Origin of the sequence: Halolactibacillus miurensis, from assembly GCF_900116255.1 — a bacterium.
GTDB lineage: Bacteria > Bacillota > Bacilli > Bacillales > Amphibacillaceae > Halolactibacillus > Halolactibacillus miurensis.
This window is the reverse complement of sequence record NZ_FPAI01000005.1, coordinates 129878-155841: the sequence shown is the minus strand read 5'-3', so window position 1 is coordinate 155841 and position 25964 is coordinate 129878. Positions and strand designations below refer to the sequence as shown.

27 protein-coding genes are annotated in these 25964 nt (G+C 38.9%); 8 read left to right on the top strand and 19 right to left on the bottom strand.

Annotated elements, in window-relative coordinates; genetic code table 11:
• Position 1: 1 nt before the first annotated feature.
• From coaD to BM390_RS05290, 4 genes are read right to left on the bottom strand one after another with little or no spacing between them, the layout of a single operon-like run.
• Positions 2-481 (bottom strand): pantetheine-phosphate adenylyltransferase, encoded by a 480-nt coding sequence (gene coaD / locus BM390_RS05305; protein WP_062322984.1) that lies wholly within the window; start codon positions 479-481, stop codon positions 2-4.
• Positions 474-1052, bottom strand: a complete 579-nt coding sequence (rsmD, locus tag BM390_RS05300) for a 16S rRNA (guanine(966)-N(2))-methyltransferase RsmD (protein WP_305728129.1) — start codon at positions 1050-1052, stop codon at positions 474-476. The genes coaD and rsmD overlap by 8 nt, the downstream gene beginning before the upstream one ends.
• Positions 1053-1104: 52 nt before the next feature.
• On the bottom strand, positions 1105-1383 hold the full coding sequence (locus BM390_RS05295) for a YlbG family protein (protein ID WP_177220631.1): 279 nt from the start codon (positions 1381-1383) through the stop codon (positions 1105-1107).
• A 15-nt stretch (positions 1384-1398) separates the two neighbouring features.
• On the bottom strand, positions 1399-1836 hold the full coding sequence (locus BM390_RS05290) for a YlbF/YmcA family competence regulator (RefSeq protein ID WP_089853201.1): 438 nt from the start codon (positions 1834-1836) through the stop codon (positions 1399-1401).
• 271 nt (positions 1837-2107) lie between these two features.
• Between BM390_RS05290 and ytvI the strand changes: the two genes are divergently transcribed.
• Positions 2108-3166, top strand: coding sequence for a sporulation integral membrane protein YtvI (gene ytvI, locus BM390_RS05285; protein WP_062322977.1), 1059 nt, complete (start codon positions 2108-2110; stop codon positions 3164-3166).
• A gap of 58 nt (positions 3167-3224) precedes the next feature.
• Here the strand turns inward: ytvI and BM390_RS05280 are convergent, their stop codons facing one another.
• Both BM390_RS05280 and BM390_RS05275 read right to left on the bottom strand, forming a co-directional pair.
• The gene (locus tag BM390_RS05280; protein ID WP_062322975.1) at positions 3225-3509 is read right to left on the bottom strand and encodes an Fpa/YlaN family protein; all 285 of its coding nucleotides are present in this window, start codon (positions 3507-3509) and stop codon (positions 3225-3227) included.
• Positions 3510-3685: 176 nt separating this feature from the next.
• Positions 3686-4012 carry a YbyB family protein gene (locus tag BM390_RS05275; protein WP_062322972.1) on the bottom strand — a complete coding sequence of 109 codons (327 nt, stop codon included), beginning with the start codon at positions 4010-4012 and terminating at the stop codon, positions 3686-3688.
• A 146-nt stretch (positions 4013-4158) separates the two neighbouring features.
• Between BM390_RS05275 and BM390_RS05270 the strand changes: the two genes are divergently transcribed.
• Positions 4159-4365, top strand: coding sequence for a YlaI family protein (locus BM390_RS05270; RefSeq protein WP_062322970.1), 207 nt, complete (start codon positions 4159-4161; stop codon positions 4363-4365).
• Positions 4366-4388: 23 nt separating this feature from the next.
• Here BM390_RS05270 and BM390_RS05265 read toward each other — a convergent pair whose 3' ends face one another.
• Entirely contained in the window at positions 4389-5189 is an 801-nt protein-coding gene (locus BM390_RS05265; RefSeq protein WP_246806742.1) for an inositol monophosphatase family protein, read from the bottom strand.
• Positions 5190-5347: 158 nt separating this feature from the next.
• On the opposite strand from BM390_RS05265, the gene BM390_RS05260 reads away from it, so the two are divergent.
• Positions 5348-5971, top strand: a complete 624-nt coding sequence (locus tag BM390_RS05260) for a DUF1054 domain-containing protein (protein WP_089853193.1) — start codon at positions 5348-5350, stop codon at positions 5969-5971.
• A 23-nt stretch (positions 5972-5994) separates the two neighbouring features.
• Here the strand turns inward: BM390_RS05260 and BM390_RS05255 are convergent, their stop codons facing one another.
• Positions 5995-6270, bottom strand: a complete 276-nt coding sequence (locus BM390_RS05255) for a UPF0223 family protein (protein ID WP_089853190.1) — start codon at positions 6268-6270, stop codon at positions 5995-5997.
• A 94-nt stretch (positions 6271-6364) separates the two neighbouring features.
• Between BM390_RS05255 and BM390_RS05250 the strand changes: the two genes are divergently transcribed.
• Positions 6365-7837 carry an aminotransferase class I/II-fold pyridoxal phosphate-dependent enzyme gene (locus BM390_RS05250; RefSeq protein WP_089853188.1) on the top strand — a complete coding sequence of 491 codons (1473 nt, stop codon included), beginning with the start codon at positions 6365-6367 and terminating at the stop codon, positions 7835-7837.
• Between the two features lie 70 nt (positions 7838-7907).
• Here BM390_RS05250 and BM390_RS05245 read toward each other — a convergent pair whose 3' ends face one another.
• The 6 genes from BM390_RS05245 to BM390_RS05220 all read right to left on the bottom strand — a co-directional run bounded on the left by BM390_RS05245 (position 7908) and on the right by BM390_RS05220 (position 15305).
• Positions 7908-8792 (bottom strand): polysaccharide deacetylase family protein, encoded by an 885-nt coding sequence (locus tag BM390_RS05245; protein ID WP_246806743.1) that lies wholly within the window; start codon positions 8790-8792, stop codon positions 7908-7910.
• A 98-nt stretch (positions 8793-8890) separates the two neighbouring features.
• Positions 8891-10300: a dihydrolipoyl dehydrogenase gene (gene lpdA / locus BM390_RS05240; RefSeq protein WP_089853184.1), complete on the bottom strand. Its 1410-nt coding sequence runs from the start codon at positions 10298-10300 to the stop codon at positions 8891-8893.
• A gap of 6 nt (positions 10301-10306) precedes the next feature.
• Positions 10307-11890 carry a dihydrolipoyllysine-residue acetyltransferase gene (locus BM390_RS05235; RefSeq protein WP_089853181.1) on the bottom strand — a complete coding sequence of 528 codons (1584 nt, stop codon included), beginning with the start codon at positions 11888-11890 and terminating at the stop codon, positions 10307-10309.
• Positions 11891-11930: 40 nt separating this feature from the next.
• Entirely contained in the window at positions 11931-12908 is a 978-nt protein-coding gene (locus tag BM390_RS05230) for an alpha-ketoacid dehydrogenase subunit beta (protein WP_062322960.1), read from the bottom strand.
• Between the two features lie 3 nt (positions 12909-12911).
• Positions 12912-13994: a pyruvate dehydrogenase (acetyl-transferring) E1 component subunit alpha gene (gene pdhA, locus BM390_RS05225; protein WP_062322958.1), complete on the bottom strand. Its 1083-nt coding sequence runs from the start codon at positions 13992-13994 to the stop codon at positions 12912-12914.
• Between the two features lie 657 nt (positions 13995-14651).
• The gene (locus BM390_RS05220; protein WP_062322999.1) at positions 14652-15305 is read right to left on the bottom strand and encodes a YkyA family protein; all 654 of its coding nucleotides are present in this window, start codon (positions 15303-15305) and stop codon (positions 14652-14654) included.
• Positions 15306-15546: 241 nt separating this feature from the next.
• Between BM390_RS05220 and def the strand changes: the two genes are divergently transcribed.
• From def to rnjA, 3 genes are all read left to right on the top strand, one after another.
• Positions 15547-16104, top strand: coding sequence for a peptide deformylase (gene def, locus BM390_RS05215; protein WP_089853177.1), 558 nt, complete (start codon positions 15547-15549; stop codon positions 16102-16104).
• A gap of 295 nt (positions 16105-16399) precedes the next feature.
• Positions 16400-16609: a DNA-dependent RNA polymerase subunit epsilon gene (locus tag BM390_RS05210; RefSeq protein ID WP_089853174.1), complete on the top strand. Its 210-nt coding sequence runs from the start codon at positions 16400-16402 to the stop codon at positions 16607-16609.
• A 3-nt stretch (positions 16610-16612) separates the two neighbouring features.
• Entirely contained in the window at positions 16613-18280 is a 1668-nt protein-coding gene (gene rnjA / locus BM390_RS05205; protein WP_089853171.1) for a ribonuclease J1, read from the top strand.
• 138 nt (positions 18281-18418) lie between these two features.
• Here rnjA and BM390_RS05200 read toward each other — a convergent pair whose 3' ends face one another.
• The 3 genes from BM390_RS05200 to BM390_RS05190 all read right to left on the bottom strand — a co-directional run bounded on the left by BM390_RS05200 (position 18419) and on the right by BM390_RS05190 (position 22820).
• Entirely contained in the window at positions 18419-19090 is a 672-nt protein-coding gene (locus BM390_RS05200; RefSeq protein WP_062322951.1) for a potassium channel family protein, read from the bottom strand.
• A 131-nt stretch (positions 19091-19221) separates the two neighbouring features.
• Positions 19222-21051: an ABC transporter ATP-binding protein gene (locus tag BM390_RS05195; RefSeq protein WP_089853168.1), complete on the bottom strand. Its 1830-nt coding sequence runs from the start codon at positions 21049-21051 to the stop codon at positions 19222-19224.
• 20 nt (positions 21052-21071) lie between these two features.
• Complete coding sequence (locus BM390_RS05190) at positions 21072-22820, bottom strand: ABC transporter ATP-binding protein (RefSeq protein WP_062322949.1); 1749 nt, start codon at positions 22818-22820, stop codon at positions 21072-21074.
• 220 nt (positions 22821-23040) lie between these two features.
• On the opposite strand from BM390_RS05190, the gene BM390_RS05185 reads away from it, so the two are divergent.
• On the top strand, positions 23041-23865 hold the full coding sequence (locus tag BM390_RS05185; protein ID WP_089853166.1) for a mechanosensitive ion channel family protein: 825 nt from the start codon (positions 23041-23043) through the stop codon (positions 23863-23865).
• Positions 23866-24006: 141 nt separating this feature from the next.
• On the opposite strand, the gene BM390_RS05180 is transcribed toward BM390_RS05185, so the two are convergent.
• Complete coding sequence (locus tag BM390_RS05180; protein WP_256212397.1) at positions 24007-25122, bottom strand: N-acetyldiaminopimelate deacetylase; 1116 nt, start codon at positions 25120-25122, stop codon at positions 24007-24009.
• A 120-nt stretch (positions 25123-25242) separates the two neighbouring features.
• Complete coding sequence (gene dapD, locus BM390_RS05175) at positions 25243-25962, bottom strand: 2,3,4,5-tetrahydropyridine-2,6-dicarboxylate N-acetyltransferase (RefSeq protein WP_062322946.1); 720 nt, start codon at positions 25960-25962, stop codon at positions 25243-25245.
• Between the last annotated feature and the right edge of the window lie 2 nt (positions 25963-25964).

Below are 25964 nucleotides of genomic sequence, written 5' to 3'. Positions count from 1 at the left end.
TTTATTTAAACTTTTGCTTTAGCGCCGCTTCTACACAAGCAGGGACTAAATCAGCGACATTCGCATCGTATTTGGCTACTTCCTTTACCATACTAGAACTTAAGAATGAATATTTATTGTTAGACATAATGAAAAATGTTTCAACATCCTTATTTAATTTACGGTTCATCGACGTAATTTGCAATTCATATTCAAAGTCACTGACCGCTCGTAAACCACGAACGACCGCACACGCCTTTTTCTCACGCGCGTAATCCATTAATAAGCCCCCATGTGAGTCAATGGATACATTGTCTAAATGGGTGACGGATTGTCTTAGTAAGTCCATCCGCTCAGCTGTATTAAATAAAGGGGTCTTAGCTTCATTATGAAATACCGCCACAATCACATGATCAAACACTTTGCTTGCGCGTTCAATAATATCGAGATGACCATAAGTCACCGGGTCAAAACTCCCTGGGCAAATTGCTAATTTAGTCATTCGTTACTTCCTTTCTTTTATACAACGTAATGGCTGTGATGCCGCCATATTTTTCACTACGTTCTTGAATAAAACCATTGATCTCATCAGGTAATGTTAAGTGTGTATCATGTTCTAACACAAGCAAGGTCTGTTCATGAGTGAGGTTCAGTTCGGCCATCTGTTTCAATAGTTTTTGATAGAAACCTTTTTGATATGGTGGATCTAGAAAGATATAATCAAACTGAACCTCGCGCTTACTCAACGCTTTTAACGCACGAAAGGCATCATTACGATAGACTTCCGCTTTTGACACTAGACGGAGTGTGTCCAAATTTTTATGTATCGTTTCGATGGCCTGTTTTTGTTGGTCTACGAAAACGACGTGATCCATCCCTCGACTCAGCGACTCAATTCCTAAATTACCACTACCTGCAAATAAATCCAATGCCCGTCCTCCCTCAAAGAAAGGACCGATCCGATTGAATAGTGATTCTTTAACTTTATCTGACGTTGGACGTGTTTCTTTACCTGGTACGGCTTGCAAACGTCGTCCTTTATGTTCACCCGCAATAACACGCATGCGTCTCACCCCCCTGAAAAATCACAAGAAAAACACCTGCAGAAAAACCTGCAGGTAACACTTATATTCCCATCTCATACTCATATTCTTTTGTTTTTTGCGCGTTTTTACTTTCATAAGTCGTACGAATAAACGGCTTATAAGACACGTCAACTTTTGATACAAACGGTAAGCGCTCAAGCTTTACTACCTTTTCTTCAACGTCCGTTTGATCAACATATATGACCGCATAACGTAATTTTCTTGATACACTAATCAAATGACCGTAACGTTTCAATTGTTTAATGTTTTTCATATGTTGAAACCAGACAATCAATGCTTGTCGTTCAGTTCTAATCATGTTTATCCCACCTAATTATGCACTACAGCCACAGCCGCCACCTGTACTACATCCTTTACTATGCTCAGTGAATAATGCGCCATCTTTTTCAACAACGATATCTGTGCTAATACTAAAGGCTAAAGTTTCAGCGATTTGGTCTAGTAATGCTTGTAATTTCCGTTCAGCCACTTTAAATGACGCGACTGATTCATTTAAATCGACTTCACGTTTTAATAAACGTGTATCTTTTAAGACGCGGCTATAATCCGGATGATAACGTCCAAAACGTTCAACATCCTCATAGTCTTGCTTTTTTTGTTCAAACTGCCTAATTAAACGTTGTGCTTCTTTATCTTCCTTAAGTGCTTGTCTTCTATTATTAAACTCATAAAATGTTTCTGAGTGTTTAATCATTGAGACGATACGGTCGGCATCATCTAAAAGTTCTATTGTCTCAGTTGTTAGTATCATGCTAAAACACCTCCACCCTTTTACTATATCAGTAAAACCCAAAATTGAAAAGGCATACGAAAAAAACGCTATTGAAATCTATCGTAAAGCAATTTACTGTTTAACATCTGTATTTTTGCGCTATAATGATAAGAAAGAAAGATTGAAACTATTCATCCGACTGTCCTAAATAAAATAATGGTTAAAAGTTAAGGGTAACACTATTCAAACGACAGTTGTCGTGGTATATTTCAATCAGAAGGTTTTTAGAGAGATTACGGAGGGAAATGAGTTGACCACACTTTTATCAAAGCGCCAATGGGCCTACATATTTATTGGAGTCTTACTCCTATTATTTGCGATTTATATTATGCCAGTATCTTTACCGCTAATTTTAGCTTTTATTACGGCTCTTTCATTAAATCCACTCGTTAAGTTAGTGGAACGTCGTTTTCAGTTGAACCGAAAAATAAGTACCATCATCATCTATTTAACATTTCTTATTCTATTCGTCGTGCTCGGGACTTACGTGATTACTGTTATTGTTACCCAGTTAATTTCACTCGTTGAAAACGCACCCGAATATATTTTACAAATCAACAACTTGTTGCTTGATTGGAGCGGTGATTTAGAGAATGTCATGGCTGATTTACCGAATGAATTCGTTAAAGAGGTCAATAACAGCATTCAAAGCTCGGTTCAATCTGGTACTGAGCTGTTACGTGACGTCTTACGTGTTGATCGCTTAGCGGCGATTGTGGCGGCTGTCCCTAACTACATCGTTAGTTTTATCGTTTACTTAATTGCGCTCTTTTTGTTTATGCTGGAATTACCAGCACTAAAAGCAAAGTTCTATTTACTCTTTTCAGAGGAAACAGCGGATCGGATTCAATTTATGAATAAACGCCTTAAAAGTGTACTTGTCGGCTTTTTAAAGGCACAATTTCTCGTCAGTCTCGTTATTTTAGTCGTTTCGCTCATTGCGCTTTTCATCATCATTCCAGAGTATGCGATTATTATGGCCACAATTATTTGGATTGTTGATTTAATTCCTATTATAGGTTCAATTGCTATTCTTGCGCCATGGTCTATTTATATGTTTTTTGCAGGGAATGCCCTAATGGGCACTCAACTGGCCATTCTTGCTGTTATACTACTGGCGATTAGACGGACGGTTGAACCAAAGGTCATGGGACAACATATCGGGTTATCTCCTCTTGCAACATTGATTGCGATGTATATTGGATTAAAGCTACTCGGTTTATTAGGCTTTATTCTAGGACCGCTCGTTGTCATTGCCTTCACCTCCGCAAAAGAAGCAGGTTTCATTAAACTTAACATCAAACTTTAATAAGTAGCTGTGAATAGCAAAAACACGGTTTTAATCGAATGGATTAAAACCGTGTTTTTTAATAACCTGCTTGCGCCTTCTCGTGAAGGATATTTAACTGTTTCTCTAAATTATCTAATAACGCTTTGCCTTCGTCTTCGTCAATTAAATGAAGGCGTACCGCAAAGTCAATTTCTCGTGACAAACCAAACATTTGCGTATCTAACACTTCTTCATATAAAGGACACTGTGGCATCGTTAAGTTATCCATTTGCACTTGAATAAGTTTTAGGATTTTATCTGCATCTGCCTTTAATACGGCATAAGCTTTACTCTGATCTGTTTGAACTACTTTTTCAACCATGTCTATCCCTCCACAATCAATCCTTCTTTAAACAATATTAAAGGTAACACGGTAAAAAAGCAAGTATATTTCAGACTGGAACAATCGATACAACAAAAAAGCTTGCCTTTAGCACTTTAGTAAAGACAAGCTTTCTTACTGCTTTTTTTTTAACATTCTTTAAAGGCGCACGTGATCTACTCTTCCCATTCCTTTTTAACGACGCGATGATTTTTCTTGTATTTTCTACTACCCGCCACACGATTATAATAATCCACACCAAAAGATGAACCTTCGCTGATCATATCAGCATTGTCGATATTTTCATCATATCCACCGGCAGAGTCTAACGGAAAATCATCATGACGTTTTAATTTTAGTGACATTAACATATCATCTTTCATCCGACTAAGTTTTCTACGTGTCTTTTTATCTTTTAATACATGATAAAGAGCCGTTGCTCCAGCAGCAGCTCCCGCTGCAACCGTACCGGCTACCACAGCCGCTTTCTTTTTCTTTCTCATTTCACTCACCTCATCATTTTTTGTTTTACCTATATATCTTTTCCCAACTCTCGCAAGTTTAAAACTAGTCGAATGGTTCCAAGAAGGATTTATTTGTGATAAACTAGTAAAATAAACACTTATCTTTAAATGTTGGAGGAAACGATATGGATGTCATGTGTCCGATTTGTGATACGGTTGAATCAATTAACAACGATTCACCACTTGCCAAAAAATTAAGAAATAGACGTAAACACCTATATTTATGCCAGACGTGTCATGATCGTATTGAAAAAAATACGCTAAAACGACAGGCAACGGGTCGGTTCAATTTATATGAAGAAAAAAAAGAAGAGGATCCTTATCTTAGCTAAGGGCCTCTTCTTTTTCTATTGTGTCATTTTAATTCAATATAATGAGTGAGCGTTCTGTCTACTACATCTTTATGACCAGCGACCAATGGTTCTTGCGTAAGGAATGTTAAGTCTCGTCCATTGGCGTGTTTTATCACACCACCAACTTCCTTTAAGATAACCGCACCAGCGGCAAAATCCCAAGGATGAAGCGTAAAAGATACATACCCATCTGCTATCCCTTCAGCTAAATAACAAAATTCTAAAGCAGCAGAACCATATGTCCTTACACCTCTTACTGTTTTGACTAATTCTCGAATTTTTTTATCATCGACGATATTATTTTCTGTTGTCCAAAGGGTATTAAACAAATAAATCGACTCTGTTAAGTTTTTCTTCTCATCGAGCGATTGTAATCGCTCATCATTTTTATACGCACCTTCATCATTTTTAGCTGCATATAATACATCACCCATAACATCGTAAACAAAGCCGATTTCTCCGATGTGATCATGAAATACGGCCACAGATATCGCAAAGTGACGTTTCTGATGAATGAAGTTCATCGTTCCGTCAATGGGATCAATAATCCACGTCGTCCCGCTAAGCGCCTTGACATCATCACCAAACCCTTCCTCTGATAAAATTTGATGATCCGGATATTCCGTTCGGATTTTTTCAGCGAAAAATTGTTCTACCTTCTTATCCATTTCCGTCACCAGATCATTCGGATGTGTTTTTGTATCAATTTGGCGTGGTTGATCAATCTCTGTACGAATAACTTGTCCAATGTCTTTAATCCATGTTTTTGCGGTGTTGAATACTGATTCCTTCTGAAATGTCATGATTGTCCCTCTTTCCTTTTTTATCTATGTCTTCATTATTTCTGTCACATACTGCCTCTATCATATCAAACATTTGCATCATATGCACTTGATTGTCCCCCACTCACTTATTATGTTAAACTGAAGGCTAAATATAACGAAGGGACTGATTTTTAATCATGACATCCACCACTTTTACTCAGGAAGACTTTGAGATTTTCACCATAGACGGTTTAACACCTCGTATGGCCGCGTTAAAAAATACCTTACAACCTAAACTAAGAACCATTGGCGATCGGATTAAAAATCAGCTCCAAGAACATTTAGATACACCCCTTTACTTACATGTCGCCAAGCACCAACGACGAACGGTCAATCCTCCGATTGATAGCTGGTTTGCGCTTAGCACAAACAAACGAGGATATAAAAAACATCCGCATTTTGAAGTCGGATTATTTAACGACCGGCTGTTTATATATTTTGCACTGATGCATAATGTCCCAGACAAAGCTAAATTGGCTCAGCACCTCATTGATTATCAATCTGTATTCGATGCGTTAGATTCTTCTTATGTGTATGCCCTTGATCATTACGACAAAGAAGCATATTCTCTAGACACTCTAAACAATCAAGCGCTTGCCTACTTCCGCAAGACAAAGAAAGCTGATTTTTTAATTGGAAAACAGCTCACAAAACAAGAGACGATCCGTATGACAAGCAGTGACTTTGATCGATTTGTGTTGGATACATTTACAGCTTTGTTGCCACTCTACTTCGAAACAACACTGGCTCAAATGAAGTAACGAAAAAAATGACAGCCCGCTTATTAGCGAACCGTCATTTTTATTTTTCGGTCAGGTTGGTCTTTGACTTGTTTCATCGTTTGATACAACGAGTAACCGGTGTCTTGTTCAAATGTTCGACCAAGTCGTTTTTCTTCACCAATAGAAGGCACGACTGTTTTAAAAGCCCGGTATTTTTCCATTAACTTTTTAGCCTCTACCGGTTGATGGTATGCCTTCTCTACTAAGTCTAGAAACTCAACGACAGCCACGATTTCTTCTGTGGTCCAATCTGCGTCAATCGGGAATTGAAAATTCATTTTTTCACCTCATAATTTGCTAGCTATTTCAGCTAAACTTTGCTATAATTCTTTTGTTTTACACTTAGTCTATTTTATTAAAGGAGCGCAATAAATGCAAGCACATAACCGTACCCCTCTTTTTGACGGGTTACTCAAACATATAAATAATCATCCGGTTCCTTTCCATATTCCTGGCCATAAAAACGGTCAAGGCATGGAACCTACTTTTAGAGATTTCATTGGTAAAAATGCGCTTTCGATTGACTTAATTAATATTAGTCCACTCGATGACTTACATCATCCAAGCGGGATGATTAAAGAGGCTGAGGCACTTGCAGCAGATGCTTTCGGGGCAGATTATACCTTTTTCTCTGTCCAAGGGACAAGTAGCCCCATTATGGCGATGGTCATGAGCGTATGTAAACCAGGGGATAAAATCATTGTTCCGCGGAATATTCACAAATCTGTAACATCAGCCCTTATTTTTTCTGGAGCGATCCCGATCTTTGTCCATCCGGAACTCGACACACGCCTCGGTATTGCACACGGTATCACACCCTTATCGGTTGAACATGCCATTCAACAGCATCCAGATGCTAAAGCCGTCTTTGTGATTAACCCGACCTATTACGGTGTGGCAGCTGATTTAAAGCGCATTGTCGATATTAGTCACCAATACAATATTCCTGTGCTTGTCGATGAAGCTCACGGCGTACACATTCATTTCCATGATCAATTACCTGTGTCAGCAATGGCAGCTGGTGCTGACTTAGCCGCAACGAGCGTCCATAAATTAGGTGGGTCAATGACACAAAGCTCTGTTTTAAATATGCAAGGTGATCTCGTTAAAAAAGAACATGTGCAGTCCATTTTATCGATGCTAACGACGACGTCAACGTCTTATATCTTGCTGGCCTCACTTGATGCCGCAAGAATGTATTTAAAAACAAAAGGCCATAAATTAATTGAGAACACCCTCACACTTGCTGAGTCACTAAGACAACAGATTAATCAACTTGATTATTTAGCTTGCCCTGGTGATGATTTACTAGGTACGAATGCCACGTACAGTTATGATCCAACGAAAATACTCATTTCAGTTAAACAGTTAGGTTTAACCGGTTATGACGTAGAGAAATGGCTACGAGAACATTATCAAATTGAAGTAGAACTATCTGATATGTACAATATTCTTTGCATTATTACCCCAGGTGATAATAAAGACACGATTCAATACTTATTTACTGCTTTAAGAGCGCTTGTAGAAACCTATCAAACACAAGCCTACGAGAAGAAAGTACACGTCAGTGCGCCACCGATTCCTGTTTTACAAATGTCGCCACGCGAAGCTTTTTATAGTGACACGGAAGTTATTCCATTAAAAGAAGCAAGTGGTCGGGTGAGTGCAGAATCCATCATGGTCTACCCTCCTGGTATTCCTATCTTCATTCCAGGAGAAATCATTAGCGATGAAAGTTTACGTTATATTGAAGCAAATGTCGCTGCAGGTCTTCCTGTTCAAGGTTTAGAGGATGAATCACTGAAAACCATTCATGTCATTAAAGAGATGCAAGCGATTCGTTAATCTATTTAAGAACATATAAAGAACCATCCGTTTGTGAAATATCAACATACGGATGGTTCTTTTCTTTAAATTAGATATCGTCGCCAACACCTTTAATCGCTTGAGGGTCTACAAATGTATATCCTTTTTCTCTTAAGCCTGTGACAATCGTTTCTAGAGCATTTTTCGTCCATTCTCGGTCGTGCATGAGAAGATTAGCACCGTCATTTAAAAATTCGGTATTCACCATAATATCCGCTAACGCTTCAGAATCTTGGTATTGTTTTTCCCAGTCATATCCATACGTCCAGTTCATCACAACCATATTTTCTTCTTCAGCAATCGCTAAAGAATCCTCGGTATTTGCTCCAAATGGCGCACGGAAAAACGTCGGTCGTTCACCAATAATTTCTTCTACTTTATCATTGAGTGAGACTAACTGTTCCCGTTGTTCTTCCACAGGAATATCTTTTAAATTTGGGTGATTGTATGTATGGTTACCAATCGAAAAGCCTAGCTCATGAATTTCTTTAAGGTTCTCATGCTTTTCTTCTGTTTCTAAAAAGTGACCATTCACAAAGAAAATAGCTGGTACGTCGAGTTCCTTTAAAATATGGGCCATTTCAACCGCATGTTGGTCTGGTGCATCATCGATTGTTAATAAAGCAACTTTTGACTCTCCCTCATCACTAATAGGTTCAACCCGCCAATTACCTTGATTGATTTGATAACTTACTTCTACTGTTTCTTCTACTTCATTTGTCTCATTTTCTTCCACATCGTCACCTGCTTCTGATTGATCGTCATCAGATAAGTCTTCTTCCGGTGTTGTGTCATCAGCTGTTTCATCTGACTGTGTTACATCTTCTGTTTCGTCTTGTTGTGGATTCTCTTCACTCGTTTCTTCGTCTTGACAAGCTGTTAACATTATCAATCCTAACACGAGAAAAAGACTCCATATGTGTCTTTTTTTCAAAATAACGCCTCCTTACCTTCCATTATAAAACAGATTGATAAAAAAAACACCAAAATGATCAAATCATTTTGGTGTTTTAATGTAAATAAGCTAACGAATTACTTCACAACGTGAATTGGTGTCCCCATAATAACTTCCGCTGCTTCCATTGTAATCTCACCTAGTGTTGGATGAGCATGAATAGTAAGCGCTAAGTCTTCCGCTGTCATACCAGATTCAATCGCAAGACCTAATTCAGAAATCATGTCACTTGCGTTTGTACCAGCAATTTGAGCGCCAATCACTAAACCATCTTCTTCACGTGTAACAAGACGCACAAATCCGTCACCACTACCTAAAGAAAGCGCACGGCCATTTGCTGCAAACGGGAACTTAGCTGACTTAACATTGTACCCTTGTTCTTTTGCTTCTTTTTCAGTAAAACCAACTGTCGCAAGTTCCGGATCTGAGAAGACAACGGCAGGAATACCGCGGTAATCAATTTCAGATTTGTGTCCAGCAATAGCTTCAGCCGCAATTTTTCCTTCATAAGAGGCTTTATGAGCAAGTGGTGGTCCTTCAACAATGTCACCAATCGCATAGATATTGTCAATGTTTGTCCGACATTGCTTGTCAATTTTCACGACGCCACGGTCAGTCATGTCAATACCCATTTCCTCTAAGCCGATTTCACGCGTGTTAGGATAACGCCCAACCGTTACAAGAACGTAATCCGCTTCGATCGTTTCTTCTTTACCATTTGCTTCATACGTTACTTTGACACTGTCTTCTGTTTCTTCAGAAGCTTTTGCCATCGCATTTGTCACAACTTTAACATTTTTCTTCTTCAAACGTTTCTTAACAATGGCAGACATATCTTTTTCAAATCCACCTAAAATATCGTCCATACCTTCTAAGATCGTTACTTCTGTACCGAAGTTAGCATAAGCTGTACCAAGTTCCGTACCAACGTAACCACCACCAATAACGACTAAACGGTTAGGAATTTCATTTAAGTTTAAGGCGCCTGTTGAGTCTAAAATACGTTTAGAGTATTTAAATGATGGGATTTCGATTGGTGTTGATCCTGTTGCAATAATGCAGTTGTTGAAAATATACGTTTGTGAGCTTGTTTCATCCATGACACGTACAGTGTTTTGATCGACGAAGTACACTTCACCTTTAACGATATCTACTTTATTTCCTTTAAGTAACCCTTCAACACCCGATGTTAATTTATTAACGACGGATGCTTTCCAGTTTTGAACTTTAGAAAAATCAACTTTAACATTTTCAGAAGTAATACCCATATCATCAGATCCATGTGCTTCTTCATAACGGTGACCCGCTTGAATTAACGCTTTAGAAGGAATACACCCAACGTTAAGACATACACCACCAAGAGCACCTTTATCTACGATTGTTACTTTTTGACCTGTTTGTGCAGCGCGGATGGCAGCTACATAGCCACCAGGTCCCGCACCGACAACAAGCGTATCTATTTCAATTGGAAAATCTCCTACTACCATATCAGATTACGCCTCCATCATGATTAATTGTGGATCGTTTAATAAACGTTTCACTTGATTTAATGCAAATTGAGCAGTCGCACCGTCAACAATGCGGTGGTCAAAGCTTAATGAGAGTGCTAATACTGGCGCAACAACAATTTCGCCATCTTTAACAACAGCTTTTTCTTGGATGCGACCAATACCTAAAATAGCTACTTCAGGATAGTTAATGACCGGTGTGAACCATTGTCCACCAGCTGAGCCGATATTTGTGATTGTGCATCCTGCACCTTTCATTTCATCAGCCGCTAACTTACCATCTTGAGCTTTTTTCGCTAATTCATTAATATCTTTAGAAATTTCAAAGATAGATTTTGTATCAGCATTTTTAACGACCGGTACAAGTAGACCTTTATCAGTATCTGCTGCGATACCAATATTGTAGTAATGCTTGTAGACGATTTCGTCAGTGTTTTCATCAATTTCAGCATTTAATACTGGAAATTGTTTTAATGCAGAAACAAGTGCTTTTACAACGTATGGTAAGTACGTTAACTTGATGTCTTTCTCTTGTGCCACAGGTTTAAATTTCTTACGGTGGTTAACAAGTTCTGTTACATCTATCTCATCATGTAGTGTTACGTGAGGTGCTTTGTGTTTAGAGTTAACCATTGCGTTAGCGATGGCTTTACGGATACCAGACATTTTCTCGCGTGTTTCTGGTAAGTCGCCCGTTGAAGCCGCTGCAGGTTGAGCTTTAGATGCTGATTTTGTTTCAGCTTTTGCTTCTGATTTCGCTTCAGTTGCCACTTCTTTAGCTGGTTCTGTCGCAGGCGCTTGATCACCACTTAAGTAAGCTTCAACATCAGATTTAACGACACGGCCATTTTTACCTGAACCTTGTACTTGTGTAATATCGACATCGTTATCACGAGCAAATTTACGAACAGATGGCATCGCAATTACTGTACCACCAGCGATTGGTACTTTCTTCTCTGATTTCACTTCTTCTTTTGGTGCTTCTTGTTTTTGTGCTTCCTCAGTAGCTTCAGCTTCATGTCCTTCAGCAAAGATTGACACAAGTGTTTCACCGACAGTCGCAACCACACCTTCACCGACATGTACTTCTTTTACTGTACCAGTTACGGGTGATGGGATTTCTACGACTGATTTATCGTTTTGTACTTCACATAGGACATCATCTTCATTGATTTCATCGCCAGCTTTAACAAACCACTTAACGATTTCACCTTCATGGATACCTTCACCGATATCAGGTAATTTGAATTCGAAGACACCTTGTCCACTATTACTTTCAGTTGATTCACTTGCTTCTGACGCTGTATCATCAGAACCTTGATCTTCATAACCTTCTGCATCGATTGATACAAGTGTTTCACCAACAGTTGCGACCACACCTTCACCGACATGTACTTCTTTTACCGTACCACTTACGGGTGATGGGATTTCTACAACTGATTTATCGTTTTGCACTTCACAGAGTACATCATCTTCATTAATTTCGTCGCCGGCTTTAACAAACCATTTGACAATCTCGCCTTCATGGATACCTTCACCGATATCCGGCAATTTAAATTCAAAAGCCATTATAGCTAACCTCCTTGGTTAATTCATCCGTTCGAATATATTAGTAATTCATTGCTTCGTTTGCTTTATTCACAATATCTTTATGATTTGGTAACCATACTTCTTCCGCTTGAGGGAAAGAATATACCGTATCTGGTGCTGTTACACGAAGAACCGGTGCTTCTAAATGTAAAATAGCACGTTCTTGGATCTCAGCTACGATTTGTGAAGCGATACCTGCCACACGTTGTGCTTCTTGAACAACAACCGCACGACCAGTTTTCTTCACAGATTCAACAATTGTTTCAACATCAAGTGGCGCAATAGTGCGTAAGTCAATAACTTCTGCACTTACACCATTTTTCTCTAATTCTTCAGCCGCTTTCATTGACGCTTGAACCATTGCACCATAAGCGATTAAAGTGATATCTGTACCTTCACGTTTGACATTCGCTTTACCTAATTCGATTGTGTACTCTTCTTCAGGTACCTCATCACGGAATGAACGGTAAAGTTTCATGTGCTCTAAGTAGATCACAGGATCGTTATCACGAATTGCTGAAATAAGTAACCCTTTAGCATCATATGGATTTGAAGGGATAACCACTTTAAGACCTGGTTGTTGCGCCATTAAACCTTCTAAAGAATCCGCGTGCATTTCAGGTGTGTGCACCCCACCACCAAATGGTGAGCGTAATGTGATTGGCATGTTGACCGTGTTACCTGAACGGTAACGCATACGCGCCATTTGACCACTAATTGAATCCATTACTTCATACACGAAGCCGAAGAATTGGATTTCTGGTACAGGGCGGAAGCCTTGTGTCGCAAGACCAATCGCTAAACCACCAATACCTGACTCAGCAAGTGGTGTATCGAATACACGATCTTCGCCAAATTCATCTTGAAGACCTTCAGTTGCACGGAATACCCCGCCGTTTTTACCAACGTCTTCACCGAAAAGTACAACGTTCTCGTCGTTTTTAAGTTCTACACGTAATGCATCAGTAATTGCTTGGATCATTGTCATTTGAGCCATAATCTACTTCGACTCCTTTGCTTTATATTCTTCCATTTGTTCTTGTAAGTTTTGTGGAAGTGTTTCATACATATTGCCAATTAAGTCTGTTACTTTTTGTTTTGGAACACCGTCAGCTTCTTTAATGGCTGCTTTAATTTCTTCTTTAGCCCGTTCGATTACTTCGTTTTCTTCTTCTTCAGACCAAATACCTTTGTCTTCTAAGAATTTACGGAAACGAACAAGCGGATCTTTTTGTTCCCATTCGCTATCTAAATCTTTCGTACGGTAACGTGTTGGGTCATCCCCTGCCATCGTGTGTGGACCGTAACGATACGTTAATGTTTCAATAAGTGTTGGGCCTTCGCCGTTAATTGCACGTTCACGCGCTTCTTTTGTTGCTACATAAACAGCTAAAACATCCATACCATCAACTTGGATACCTTCAATACCCGCAGCGACAGCTTTTTGTGCTAATGTTTCTGCCTTTGTTTGCTTTTCAACAGGTGTTGAAATAGCGAAACGGTTATTTTGAGCGATAAAAATCGCAGGCGCATCAAAAGCACCAGCAAAGTTCATGCCTTCATAGAAGTCACCTTGAGATGTACCACCATCACCCGTATAAGTCACAGCGACACGTTTTTCTCCGCGCTTCTTCATACCAAGTGCCACACCCGCTGTTTGTACGTACTGAGCACCGATAATAATTTGTGGTACCATAGCATGTACACCTTCAGGCATTTGACCACCCGCAAAGTGTCCACGTGACCATAAGAAAGCTTTATAAAGAGGTAGACCGTGCCAAATTAATTGAGGCACATCACGATAACCTGGCAATAAGTAATCATCTTTCTCTAAAGCGAAATGTGAACCAAGTTGAGAAGCTTCTTGGCCGGCTGTTGGTGCATAGAATCCTAAACGACCTTGGCGATTCAATGCGATTGATCGCTGATCTAAAATTCTCGTGTACACCATTCTTGTCATTAAATCTTTAAATTCGTCATCTGAAAGTTTAGGCATTTTTTCTTCATTAACTACTTTACCTTCTTCATTCAGAATTTGAAACGTCGGGAACTGCTCTGCTACTTTTTCATTAGTACGTTTCAAAAATCTCACCTCTTCCTTTCTTTTCAACACATAATATTTTGATGTATAAGTTTCGGATTAAATAACTGAATCCGAAGTTAAATTGCACCTATCCTTACATTACCCGTTCTGTAAATAAATTAACCTTTTTAAAAGCAAAAAAGAAAACTGTTATACTGAAAAGCAATGTAACGATTAGTACAATTCTTTATCTGCCCTTATCTTATCGCAATAATTGAATACGGTCAATCACTTTGCTTTAAATACTTAACAAATAATTAAACTTTATAGTTTAAAAACTAATTACTTGTGAACTGTTTCACTTTATTTTTTCAATCTGTATTACAATATGAGTACACTGTGTAATACAGTCAAACATCGCAACCATCACATTCTCACTCTTTGTTAAAAACATCACATTTTTGTTATAGTATATCTTCCTCTCTCAGTTAGTAGTTTAGCAAGTAGTAAACGTTATTATAAAGTTTAAATTTTTATTATTTTCAGATTTTTTGTTAACGTATGTCAAACAAACGACTTAAGCTATTACCAATAGTTTTTGCCGTTATATAAAAAGACGCGCGCAAACAATCAGCTGTTTACGTGCGTCTTTTTATCCTATCTTTATGACTGATCAACTTACTATCAAACTTTAATTTAAATTTATGAGCGAATACCTTACTCTTCGTAAGAAATATTCAAATCTGATTGCTCATAGAACTGACGCTTCGCTTCATTAAATGCATCTGTTTCTTCATTAAACAGTTGATTTTTTTCAACGACAACTTGATACTGTGCATTTACTTCATCCACTTGTTCAGAAAATGTTGCTTCTTCTAAATCTTCTTGTTTAAGTAACTCATACAGTTCTTTATCAAGGGTAAGTGACGTTTTATAGGCTTCGTTTAATTCAACAAAAGCATCATAGCGCTGGTTCATTTCTTCAATCATAGTTTCAGCTGCTGTTTTTAATTCCGCTTCTTCTAATTCAGCAACAAGCGGGACGACTTTATCGAATTCTTCTTTAGCATTGTCAATGCTTGCGCGTTCGTTACCGGTTAATGTCTCACGTTCTTCAATTGTTGTAATAGCTTCATCAGCTAATGTTTTAATTTCTTCATATTGATCAATACCTAAATCACTAATGTCCTGATAAATCTCTTGTTCTTGTTGTTCGAGTTCACTAATAGGTTGTTGCTGCTCAACAAATCCCACTTCAAGTTCAACCGATTTTTCTAAATGCTGATAAATTTCTTCTTGGGTAGACTCACCTGAACATGCTGTTAACATGACGGCACTAAGTAGTCCAGCTAATACTAGTTTTAATCGCACGTCTTTATCCTCCATTCATTCTGCCCTTTTTTCATATGCAGATTACATTATAACATAGGATGATAGTGTAAAAACAGCAAAAAATCTCTATTGTCGTAAGAACCCACGTGCTAAACCTTCATGTTCCCTTTTCATAGCTAGCTTTAAAACGAATGTTTACCTTTATCGTTAAAAATGTGTTACACTATGTTACAGTCGATTGTTCGTGATGAAAGAATTTATATGTTAGAGGAGAATTTATATGTTAACAATGAAAGAAATCGTTAGAGAAGGACACCCTGCTTTACGCGAAGTTGCGAAAGAAGTGGACCTTCCACTTAGTGCTGAAAACAAACAAATATTATCAGATATGCTTCAGTTCGTTAAAAACTCTCAAGACCCTGAATTAAGTGAAAAATATGATTTACGTCCTGGCGTGGGTGTTGCTGCACCTCAGTTAGGTTTAAATAAACGCATGTTAGCGGTCCATTTTGAAGACTTAAAAGGACAGTTGTATAGCGATGGTTATATTAACCCTAAGATCATCAGTCACTCAGTAGAACAAACATATATTTCTACTGGAGAAGGCTGTCTTTCTGTTGACCGCGAAGTTCCTGGTATCGTTCCGCGTCACAAACGGATTACCGTAAAAGCAACGACACTTTCAGGTGAAGAAGTGACATTACGCTTAAAAGGTTATGCTGCCGTTGTATTCCAACACGAAATCGACCACTTAAACGGCATCATGTTTTATGACCATATCAATGAAGAAAATCCATTATCACCACCACAAAACGCTACACCATGTGATGTGGAATAATAAATTTTTTTATCGAGTATAAGGGAGAAAATGATGGTTTACACTAGTCTTGCAGGAAGTTTTCCAGTCGGTCCTGAGATGTTACTGTTTTCAAAAAGCCCAATTCGTACTATACTATAAGTATAAGGGTTGGATCGGATTATTAGTTTTTGCTTTTTGAAAGGAGCTGTTTCACATGTTAAGACGGCTAAGAGAAAAGCTTCGCAAGAAATGGAAAAGATTATTAAACCAAAATCGTGTCCCTAATGCTTAAGTATAAACAGACAAATACAAAGAAAAATTAAGGAGAGATGAAATGATATTTAAAGTATTATATCAAGAATTAGCATCTGAAGTACCTGTTAGAGAAAATACTCATTCTCTATACATTGAAGCATCAAACGAGCGTGACGTACGCTACAAACTAAAAGATCGCGGCATCAACATTGAGTTTATCCAAACTCTTGAAGGCGAGCAATTAGCTTACGAAGAGCAGTCTGAAGATTATATATTGGAGACGGTATAACCGATGAAATTTGTAAAAAATGATCAAACAGCTGTGTTTGCCATTGGCGGTTTAGGCGAAATTGGTAAAAACACATATGGCGTTCAATTCCAAGATGAAATTATCCTTATTGATGCAGGGATCAAATTTCCAGAAGATGAACTGTTAGGTATCGATTACGTAATACCTGACTATACGTATTTAATCCAAAATCAAGATAAAATTAAAGGTCTGTTTATTACTCATGGTCACGAAGACCATATCGGCGGTATCCCATACTTGCTAAAAGAAATAAATATCCCTATTTACGCTGGTAAATTAGCGATGGGTCTCATTAAAAACAAACTGGATGAACACGGCTTATTACGTTCAGCCAAACTAAATATCTATCAAGAAGAAGATATCATCAAGTTCAGAAAAACATCGGTGTCATTCTTTAGAACAACCCACAGTATTCCTGATTCTTACGGTATCGTCGTTAAAACACCACCAGGAAACATTGTGCATACCGGTGACTTTAAATTTGACTTCACCCCAGTTGGTGAACCAGCCAACTTAGCTAAGATGGCTGAAATCGGCAAAGAAGGCGTGTTATGCTTACTGTCAGATTCAACGAATGCTGAAGTGCCAGGATTTACGATGTCCGAGCGTGTCGTTGGACAAAGTATTAATGATATCTTCAGCCGTGTGGACGGACGGGTAATTTTTGCGACATTCGCATCAAATATTTATCGTCTCCAACAAATGGTTGAAGGCGCCGTTAATCATAATCGTAAAGTAGCTGTGTTTGGTCGTAGTATGGAGAACTCCATTGCCATTGGCCGCGAACTTGGCTATATTAACGCACCAGATGATACATTTATTGAACATCATCAAATCAATCGCTTACCAGCGAATGAAGTGACCATTCTTTGTACGGGTTCACAAGGTGAACCCATGGCAGCCTTATCACGGATTGCCAATGGGACGCACCGTCAAATTTCAATTATTCCTAATGATACGGTTGTCTTTAGTTCTTCGCCTATCCCAGGTAACACATTAAGCGTCTCACGTATGATTAACAGTCTTTATCGTGCCGGTGCTGAAGTGATTCACGGACCACTGAATGATATTCATACATCTGGTCACGGGGCACAAGAAGAACAAAAATTAATGTTACGTCTTTTACGTCCTCGTTTCTTCATGCCTATTCACGGTGAATACCGCATGCAAATGGAACACGTGAAACATGCAGTGAGTTGTGACGTACCACAAGAGAACTGTTTCGTTATGGACAATGGAGATGTCCTCGCTTTAGGTAAGGATCATGCCCAACTTGCAGGTAAAATCCCTTCAGGTTCTGTCTACATTGACGGTAGCGGCATTGGCGACATCGGAAACATTGTGTTACGCGATCGTCGCATTCTATCCGAAGAAGGTCTCGTGATTGTTGTTGTCAGCATCAACATGAAAGAATTCAAGATTGCTTCTGGTCCAGATATCATTTCACGCGGATTTGTTTATATGCGCGAATCTGAAGATCTAATCAATGAAGCACAGAAACTTGTAGAGAAACACGTATCTAAAGTAATGGAAAGAAAAACGACCCAATGGTCTGAAATTAAAAACGAAATTACTGATACGATTCAACCTTTCTTATTCGAAAAAACAAAACGCCGTCCAATGATTTTACCAATCATTATGGAAGTATAATTAAAACAAGCACCAGAGAGAAGCGTATTTTCTCACTGGTGCTTGTTCTTTGTTTTTTAATTTGTATGAGTCATCGTCACTATCAAAAAATGAAACAAAAATAAACATCTTGATGCATAAGACACCAAGACGCTTATTTTAATCTTCAATTACGAGTTGTTTTTCAAAGCGAGAAATATCTTTATCTGCCCCAATGATGACGAGTGTATCGCCTTCTTTAATTTGTTCGGTGGCCATCGGTGAGACATTAATATCATTGGAATTTGTTGACTTAATTGCGACAACGTTACAACCATAATTCGCTCGAATATCTAAATCAACAAGGGTTCTTCCAATAATTTTCTTGCCTGCTTTAATCTCAACAATACTATGATCATCTGATAATTCTAGGTGATCCAAAATGTTACTAGAAATAATCGAATGGGCGATCTTCTTACCCATGTCTCGCTCAGGGTGAATGACTTGATCAGCACCAATTTTCGTGAGTACTTTTTCATGATAATCATTTTGAGCTTTAACGGTAATCTTTTTAATTCCTAACTCTTTTAACATGAGCGTCGTTAAAATACTCGCTTGAATATCTTCACCAATCGCTACAATGACATGATCTATATTCCTAATCCCTAATTCCTTCAACACTTTTTCATCCGTTGCATCAGCGATAACGGCATGGGATGCAATGTTACGGTATTCATTTACTTTCGCTTCTGTTGAGTCAATCGCCAGAACATCCATACCCTCTTTACTTAGTTCACGACAAATACTTCCTCCAAAACGTCCTAAGCCTATAACGGCAAATTCTCGTTTCATATAAACCAACCTCCTCTACACTATCCAATATCCAGTCTAGCATACTCTAGAAAAATGACAATAATAATTGATCCGATTTCTTTTAAAAAGAACCCAAAGGCTGTCATTCTCTGCCTTTAGGTTCTCATAAACTATAGTTCGTCTAACATTTCAAATTGAGACTTCACGAGATGATAATACTCGCCTTCGTGTTGGATTAATGCATCGTGATTACCTTGTTCTAAAATCTTACCGTGCTCAAGTACGATAATATTATCGGCTTCTCGAATCGTTGATAAGCGATGGGCGATCATAATCGCTGTTCGGCCTTTTAATAATTTCCTTAGCGCTTCTTGAATCTTCATTTCTGCTTCAGTATCAATACTTGCTGTTGCCTCATCTAAGATTAAAATCTTCGGATTTGCTAGCAAGGCGCGTGCGAATGACAATAGTTGACGCTCACCTGCTGATAATATATTCCCTCGCTCTTCTACTTCTGTGTGATAGCCGTTGGCAAGTCGCAGAATAAAATCATGTGCCCCAACAATTTTAGCTGAGTCCATAACCTCTTCATCTGTTGCTTCTGGACGCCCAAAGCGAATATTCTCCATAATTGAACCGGAGAAAATAAAGGTATCTTGTAACACGACACTAATATGCGACCGTAAACTTTGCACCTTCATATCACGTAAATCATGACCATCAATCATGACCCGTCCTTCAGTCGGGTCATAGAAACGACTAATAAGGTTGGCGATGGTAGATTTACCTGAGCCCGTATGCCCGACGAGTGCGACTGTTGTCCCCGGCTTAATATCAAGCGAAATATCATGTAATGCAATCCGTTCATCATCATAAGAGAACCGAACATGATCAAAGGTAATATGACCCGTCATATCAGTAAATGGTTTCGCATCATGTTTTTCATCAACATTAGGCTGCTCATCTAGGAATTCAAAAATACGTTCAGACGACGCCATGGCAACTAATAATTGATTATAAATTTGTCCTAACCGAGAAATAGGTTCCCAAAACATACCGAGATAAAAGGCAAATGATACAAACACACCGACCGAAATCGTTTCATTGATAATAAGATGGGAGCCATAAGCGATTAATATAACCGTTCCAACCGCATTGCTCATTTCTACAAATGGACCAAAATAGGCACTCTTTTTCATTGCCAGACGTTCTTTTTCAAAGTTATTCGCATTAACACCGTTAAAGTATTGCGTATTCTCTTCTTCTTGAATAAAGGACTGCGTGATACGAATCCCTTGAATACTTTCGTTCAAGTGTGAATTCAGACGTGATTTCTGTAATCTTACATCTTGCCAACTGCGTCGTATATTACGACGTAGTTTCGTTGAAATATAAAACATGATCGGTAAAATCACTAGGACTGCTAACGCCAGTTGCGGACTTAAAAAGAATAAAATTGCCACGATGCCGACGAGCATCATCACGTCCATCAACAAGTTGATAATACCATTGGTAAAGAGTTCTTGAAGTGAGTTGACATCATTTAAAATCCGCACAAGGATTGAACCGGCTGAACGATTATCAAAAAAGTTATGCGATAAACGTTGCACGTGTGAAAACAATTCTTTTCTTAAATCGTAAATGGTTTTCTGTCCAAGTGTGTTAACAATTTTAATCCGGTAGCGGTTCGCCAAGTAATTCGCTAAATATAATACGGCAATACCGATGATTAAATACGTCAGTAAACTTGTATCACGATTCGCAATAGCTTTGTCAACAACGTAATCACCAATAAGGATCGGGACGGTTAACCTCACAATCATATTGACAAGCATCGCAACCATTGCCATCGGGACAAGTGTTTTCATATAAGGTTTTAAATAGTGTAAAAGACGAGCCATCTGTTGCCAGTTAAACGGTTTTTCTACCGCTGCTTCTTGTGGATAAAAGAATCGTTTGTTATAGGCACTGTCTGCTGAAATTTTCTTTAGTTTCGCCATCATGTGTCACTCCTTTCTTCCTATAGTTCACCCATGATTTGTTTTTTATCTTGGTACTGAATATCGTAGATGCGTTGATACGGTCCGCCATTGTTTAGCAACATATCATGGACGCCACGTTCAACAATCTCGCCATCTTCTAAAACGAGAATTTCATCCGCATGCTTTAATGAAGAAATACGGTGGGCAATAATAAACGTTGTTCGACCTTGCATGACTTCTTTTAAAGCACGTTGAATTTGAAACTCCGTTTCCATATCAACAGCAGAGGTGGCATCGTCTAACACTAAGATGCTTGGATTAATGAGTAACGCTCGCGCAATCGAAATCCGTTGACGCTGCCCACCACTTAAGCCCATTCCTCGCTCGCCTAGCATCGTGTCATACCCTTTTGGCATATCCATAATAAATTCATGTGCTTGCGCGCGTTTGGCGGCTGCGATAATTTCTTCCATCGAAACATCCGGATTACCGTAAGCAATGTTTTCTTTAATCGTTGTTGAAAATAAGAACGGCTCTTGTAAGACAAAGCCGATGTGACGTCTTAATGCTTTTAAATCATAATCCGACACATCTTTTCCATCAATATACACATGCCCCTCAACCGGTTCGTAAAATCGAGTCATCAGCTGCGTAATACTTGATTTTCCCGCTCCGGTTGAACCAATTAAACCAATTACTTTTCCTTGCGGAACATGAAAAGAAATATCTTTTAATGCCGCATCATCATCTTCGGTATATTTTAACGTTACATGATCGAATACAACATCCCCTTTTATGTGCACATCCGCTAAAGCTGAATCTTTTGATGTAATCGATTCATCTGCTTCTAAAATATCTAATAGACGCTCACCCGCAGCTTTTGCTTGTGAAAACTGGTTCACAATAAAACCAAGGTGCATCAGCGGGCCAATAATATAGTTGACTAAACTAAAGAAAGCAACGAGCTCACCAAGAGAAAGTTGGTCATTCATCACGAGCCAACCACCAAAAATAAGTAAAGAAATCATCGCTAAATTACCGATAAACTCCATGAACGGGAAGTACTTCGCCCAGATTGAGGCTGTCGTAATGTTGACTTCCTGATACTTTTTGTTGTCAGTCGTAAAACGGTCAATTTCAAAATCTTCTTTAGATAACGATTTGATCGTATTCATCCCACTGACATTCTCTTGAATACGTGTATTCAAGTTACCGAGCGACTTACGAATCGATCGAAAAGCCGGGTGAACCTCTGAATCGAATTTCCTTACGACAATGATAAGAAATGGCATCACAGCCATCGTCACCAGTGCCAACGGTACAGAGTAATAAAACATGACGACTAAACTTGTCACCATTAAAAATATGACGCGAATTAGTTCCTTAAAGCCTGCGGCTAAGAAAAACTTAAACCCTTCAACATCCATCGTTAAACGCGACATTAAGTCCCCTGTCCGTGCGTTATCATAGTATGTAAATGATAAACGTTGTAATTTCCGGTATAAGGCATCCCGTAAGTGATACACTGAAGTCACACCAAATAAATCTCCTAAATACTGCTGGGTAAAATTAGCCACGCCTTTTACCATCATTAACACAAGAAAACCAATCGATAAGACAGGTATGAGATCATAATCTCCAGCTAAAATAACATCATCGATGGTAATTTGAAGCACCACTGGATAAATAACTGTAATCGCTGTCACAATCAAAACAAAAACAAGTGACAGTAAAAAGTATCGTTTATAAGGCCAATAAAATGCTTTTAATTTCTTAAAAATATCCATATGAATTCCCTCCTCTTCACAATTTGTCTTTTACTAATATATCGGGTATCGAAATAAATTACTAGTAGTTTGCCTTACTTTTTGTAAAAATCTAAAAAATCAGTCATAGGAATCAGACATTATTTTTCATTCAATAGACATTCTTCTTCAAAATGTTATGTTTATCGCCGGTTAAAATCGGGTATATCTTCAGAGAAACTTAACGAAAAGGAGAACGTCTATGTCATTTAATCTTGAAGGTATTACAGAAGTTGCACTTGGGATCGGGCTCAAGCTCATCCTCCTATTCATTGCGTATGCGATTATTAACCCAATCGGAAGGAAAATCATCTCAAAAATCCTCCACTCATCTACTAATAAGAAAAAGATATCCGAAGCAAGAGTTTTAACACTAGAGAAATTATTAATCAATATCTATTCTTACATACTGATTTTCATTTTCATTACGATGATTTTTGGTGTGTTCGAACTAGAAATCGGCCCATTAATTGCTAGTGCCGGTGTCGTCGGTTTAGCGATAGGTTTCGGTGCCCAAGGCCTCGTCAGTGACGTAGTCACAGGATTCTTTATTCTGTTAGAAAAACAAATTGAAGTAGGAGAATATGTCACAACGGCTGGTTATGACGGGATTGTTGAAGAGCTTGGTTTACGCACAACCCAAATTAGAAGTTTTGATGGTACACTTAACTTTATTCCGAATCGCCACCTTGAAGGAATCAGTAATCACTCTCGAGGTACGATGCGCGCACTTGTCGATATTGGCATCAGTTATAATGATAATATTGATCACGCGATGCAAGTGTTACAACACGTTTGTGAGGCATTTAGCACGGATGAACGTTTTGTCGATGGCCCACAAGTCATCGGGGTTCAATCATTAGGAAGCTCTGATGTGGTTTTACGGATTATCGGCCAAACACAAAATATGGAACAGTGGCAATGTGAGCGCGATATGCGTAAAGCTATCAAAGAAGCTTTTGACCAAAACGGGATTGAAATCCCTTTCCCTCAACAAGTCACGCATATCGTAAAAGAAGAGGCTTAAGTTAGCGTTAACCGCTACAAGTGATTTGAAAGTTAAAGCAAAAAGAGTAGGTAAAGGTAAATACTCATATTTAAAAGGATGAGCCGTTGCTCATCCTTTTAATCTTTCTGATCTTCATTACCTACTGTCACGAGGACTGTCCTATTTCATCGTTAAATCGCGTAGTGTTCTGTGCACTAAATCAACACCTACTTGTAATGCCCGCTCATCCGGATTTAATTTCGCATGATGGAGTCCAAAAGCTGAATCAACCCCTAACCAAAACATAAACCCAGGTATGTCTTTAAGGAAATAACCAAAGTCTTCGCCGGTCATTGCCTCTTGTGCTTCGACGTACGTCAAACCACTGGATTGTACCGTTTCTTTAAACCGTTCAACAAATCGTTCATCGTTATATACCCCGTAATAATTTGAACCATAATCAATGTCAATGTCACAGTGGTGACTGATTTCAAAGGCGCGGGCAAACGCTTCGATTTCTGTTTTAATCGTTTGAATGGTATTTGGATCGGTCGTTCGAATCGTACCTTCTAATCGCGCGGTTTCAGCGATAATATTTTGAACCGTACCCGCTGTCATTTTCCCAACTGTGAGCACTGCCCCTTCTATGGGATTGGTTCGCCTTGACACAATTTGTTGAACCGATACAAGAAACGTACTTGCTGCTACAGCCATATCATGCGTTAAATGTGGATAGGCCGCATGCCCACCCTTTCCTTTAAAAACAATGAACAGTTCACTCGTATTCGCAAATAATAAGCCTGGTTTAGTAGATACCGTCCCAACAGGCAGCTCTGGTGCGATATGCAAACTAAAAATTTCATCAACCTTAAGAGATTGAAAGTCCGATGTCGAAAGGATTGGTTGAGCGCCGCCTGGTCCTTCTTCTGCTGGCTGAAAAATAAACACAACATCATCTTGTAAAGGCTCATCCATTATTTTTTCTAACACCCCTAAAGCAATCGTCATATGAAAATCGTGACCACAGGCGTGCATGAAACCTGGATGCGTTGATTGATAAGGTAGCCCTGTCTGTTCATCAATCGGCAAACCGTCCATATCCGCGCGGTAGGCCATTGTTTTTTTAGAATTCGTGCCAGATACTTTCACAAACAGACCTGTTTTCCATTTAATTATATCGACGCGGTCATCTTTGATTGTGTCAATGTAGTTAAGCAGAAATTGTTGTGTTTTCACTTCCTTAAATCCTTGTTCTGGTATTTGATGCAAGTGTTGCCGTACGTTATGTAAATCCAATGTCTTCTCCTCCTTACGATCACGTCGTGCTCTTTTTAACTCTTCAGCTGTCTCTTGGGACATGTAACAGAAAAAAGCAGGAGTCGCCTCCCGCTTTTAGTCTCCGTCATCATTTCACTATTAGTCGTTTAATTTACGCAATGCTTGCATAATTTCTGTTTTCACTTTCGTCTTATCATCGATTTCTTTTAAGACACGTGCAGGCGTCCCACCAACAACGGTGTTAGCTGGCACGTCTTTTGTCACAATCGCACCTGCCGCAACAACAGCACCTTCACCAATCCTCACGCCTTCTAAAACAACCGCATTGGCACCGATCACAACCCCATCTTCAACGACAACAGGTTCCGCTGATGGCGGCTCAATAACTCCCGCTAATACAGCACCTGCACCAACGTGGCAATTTTTCCCGACAGTTGCACGACCACCAAGTGTCGCGTTCATATCAATCATCGTACCTTCACCAATCACAGAACCAATATTAATAACGGCCCCCATCATAATAACCGCCCCATCACCAATGTCGACTTGATCACGAATGATGGCACCTGGTTCAATACGGGCATTGAATTGCTTGAAATCGACCATTGGAATCGCTGAATGGCGACGATCATTTTCAACAACATAATCACTGATTGATTTTTCATTTGACTCTAAGTCTTTTTTAACAAGATCCCATTCTCCGAACAACACGCCTGTTTTTGATTCAACAAACGCCTGCACCCCTTCAGAAAATGTGATCGTATCTAATGCGTCACCTTTTACATATACCTTTACCGGTGTCGCTTTTTTACTTTCTGAAATAAATGTAATAATATCTTCTGCATTCATTTTGTTCATAC

Coding starts and splice junctions, on each gene's coding strand:
- coaD (WP_062322984.1), bottom strand. CDS start 481: ATGACTAAATTAGCAATTTGCCCAGGGAGTTTTGACCCGGTGACTTAT.
- BM390_RS05295 (WP_177220631.1), bottom strand. CDS start 1,383: ATGATTAGAACTGAACGACAAGCATTGATTGTCTGGTTTCAACATATG.
- BM390_RS05290 (WP_089853201.1), bottom strand. CDS start 1,836: ATGATACTAACAACTGAGACAATAGAACTTTTAGATGATGCCGACCGT.
- BM390_RS05280 (WP_062322975.1), bottom strand. CDS start 3,509: ATGGTTGAAAAAGTAGTTCAAACAGATCAGAGTAAAGCTTATGCCGTA.
- BM390_RS05275 (WP_062322972.1), bottom strand. CDS start 4,012: ATGAGAAAGAAAAAGAAAGCGGCTGTGGTAGCCGGTACGGTTGCAGCG.
- BM390_RS05270 (WP_062322970.1), top strand. CDS start 4,159: ATGGATGTCATGTGTCCGATTTGTGATACGGTTGAATCAATTAACAAC.
- BM390_RS05265 (WP_246806742.1), bottom strand. CDS start 5,189: ATGACATTTCAGAAGGAATCAGTATTCAACACCGCAAAAACATGGATT.
- BM390_RS05260 (WP_089853193.1), top strand. CDS start 5,348: ATGACATCCACCACTTTTACTCAGGAAGACTTTGAGATTTTCACCATA.
- BM390_RS05255 (WP_089853190.1), bottom strand. CDS start 6,270: ATGAATTTTCAATTCCCGATTGACGCAGATTGGACCACAGAAGAAATC.
- BM390_RS05250 (WP_089853188.1), top strand. CDS start 6,365: ATGCAAGCACATAACCGTACCCCTCTTTTTGACGGGTTACTCAAACAT.
- lpdA (WP_089853184.1), bottom strand. CDS start 10,300: ATGGTAGTAGGAGATTTTCCAATTGAAATAGATACGCTTGTTGTCGGT.
- BM390_RS05235 (WP_089853181.1), bottom strand. CDS start 11,890: ATGGCTTTTGAATTTAAATTGCCGGATATCGGTGAAGGTATCCATGAA.
- BM390_RS05230 (WP_062322960.1), bottom strand. CDS start 12,908: ATGGCTCAAATGACAATGATCCAAGCAATTACTGATGCATTACGTGTA.
- def (WP_089853177.1), top strand. CDS start 15,547: ATGTTAACAATGAAAGAAATCGTTAGAGAAGGACACCCTGCTTTACGC.
- BM390_RS05210 (WP_089853174.1), top strand. CDS start 16,400: ATGATATTTAAAGTATTATATCAAGAATTAGCATCTGAAGTACCTGTT.
- rnjA (WP_089853171.1), top strand. CDS start 16,613: ATGAAATTTGTAAAAAATGATCAAACAGCTGTGTTTGCCATTGGCGGT.
- BM390_RS05200 (WP_062322951.1), bottom strand. CDS start 19,090: ATGAAACGAGAATTTGCCGTTATAGGCTTAGGACGTTTTGGAGGAAGT.
- BM390_RS05195 (WP_089853168.1), bottom strand. CDS start 21,051: ATGGCGAAACTAAAGAAAATTTCAGCAGACAGTGCCTATAACAAACGA.
- BM390_RS05190 (WP_062322949.1), bottom strand. CDS start 22,820: ATGGATATTTTTAAGAAATTAAAAGCATTTTATTGGCCTTATAAACGA.
- BM390_RS05185 (WP_089853166.1), top strand. CDS start 23,041: ATGTCATTTAATCTTGAAGGTATTACAGAAGTTGCACTTGGGATCGGG.
- dapD (WP_062322946.1), bottom strand. CDS start 25,962: ATGAACAAAATGAATGCAGAAGATATTATTACATTTATTTCAGAAAGT.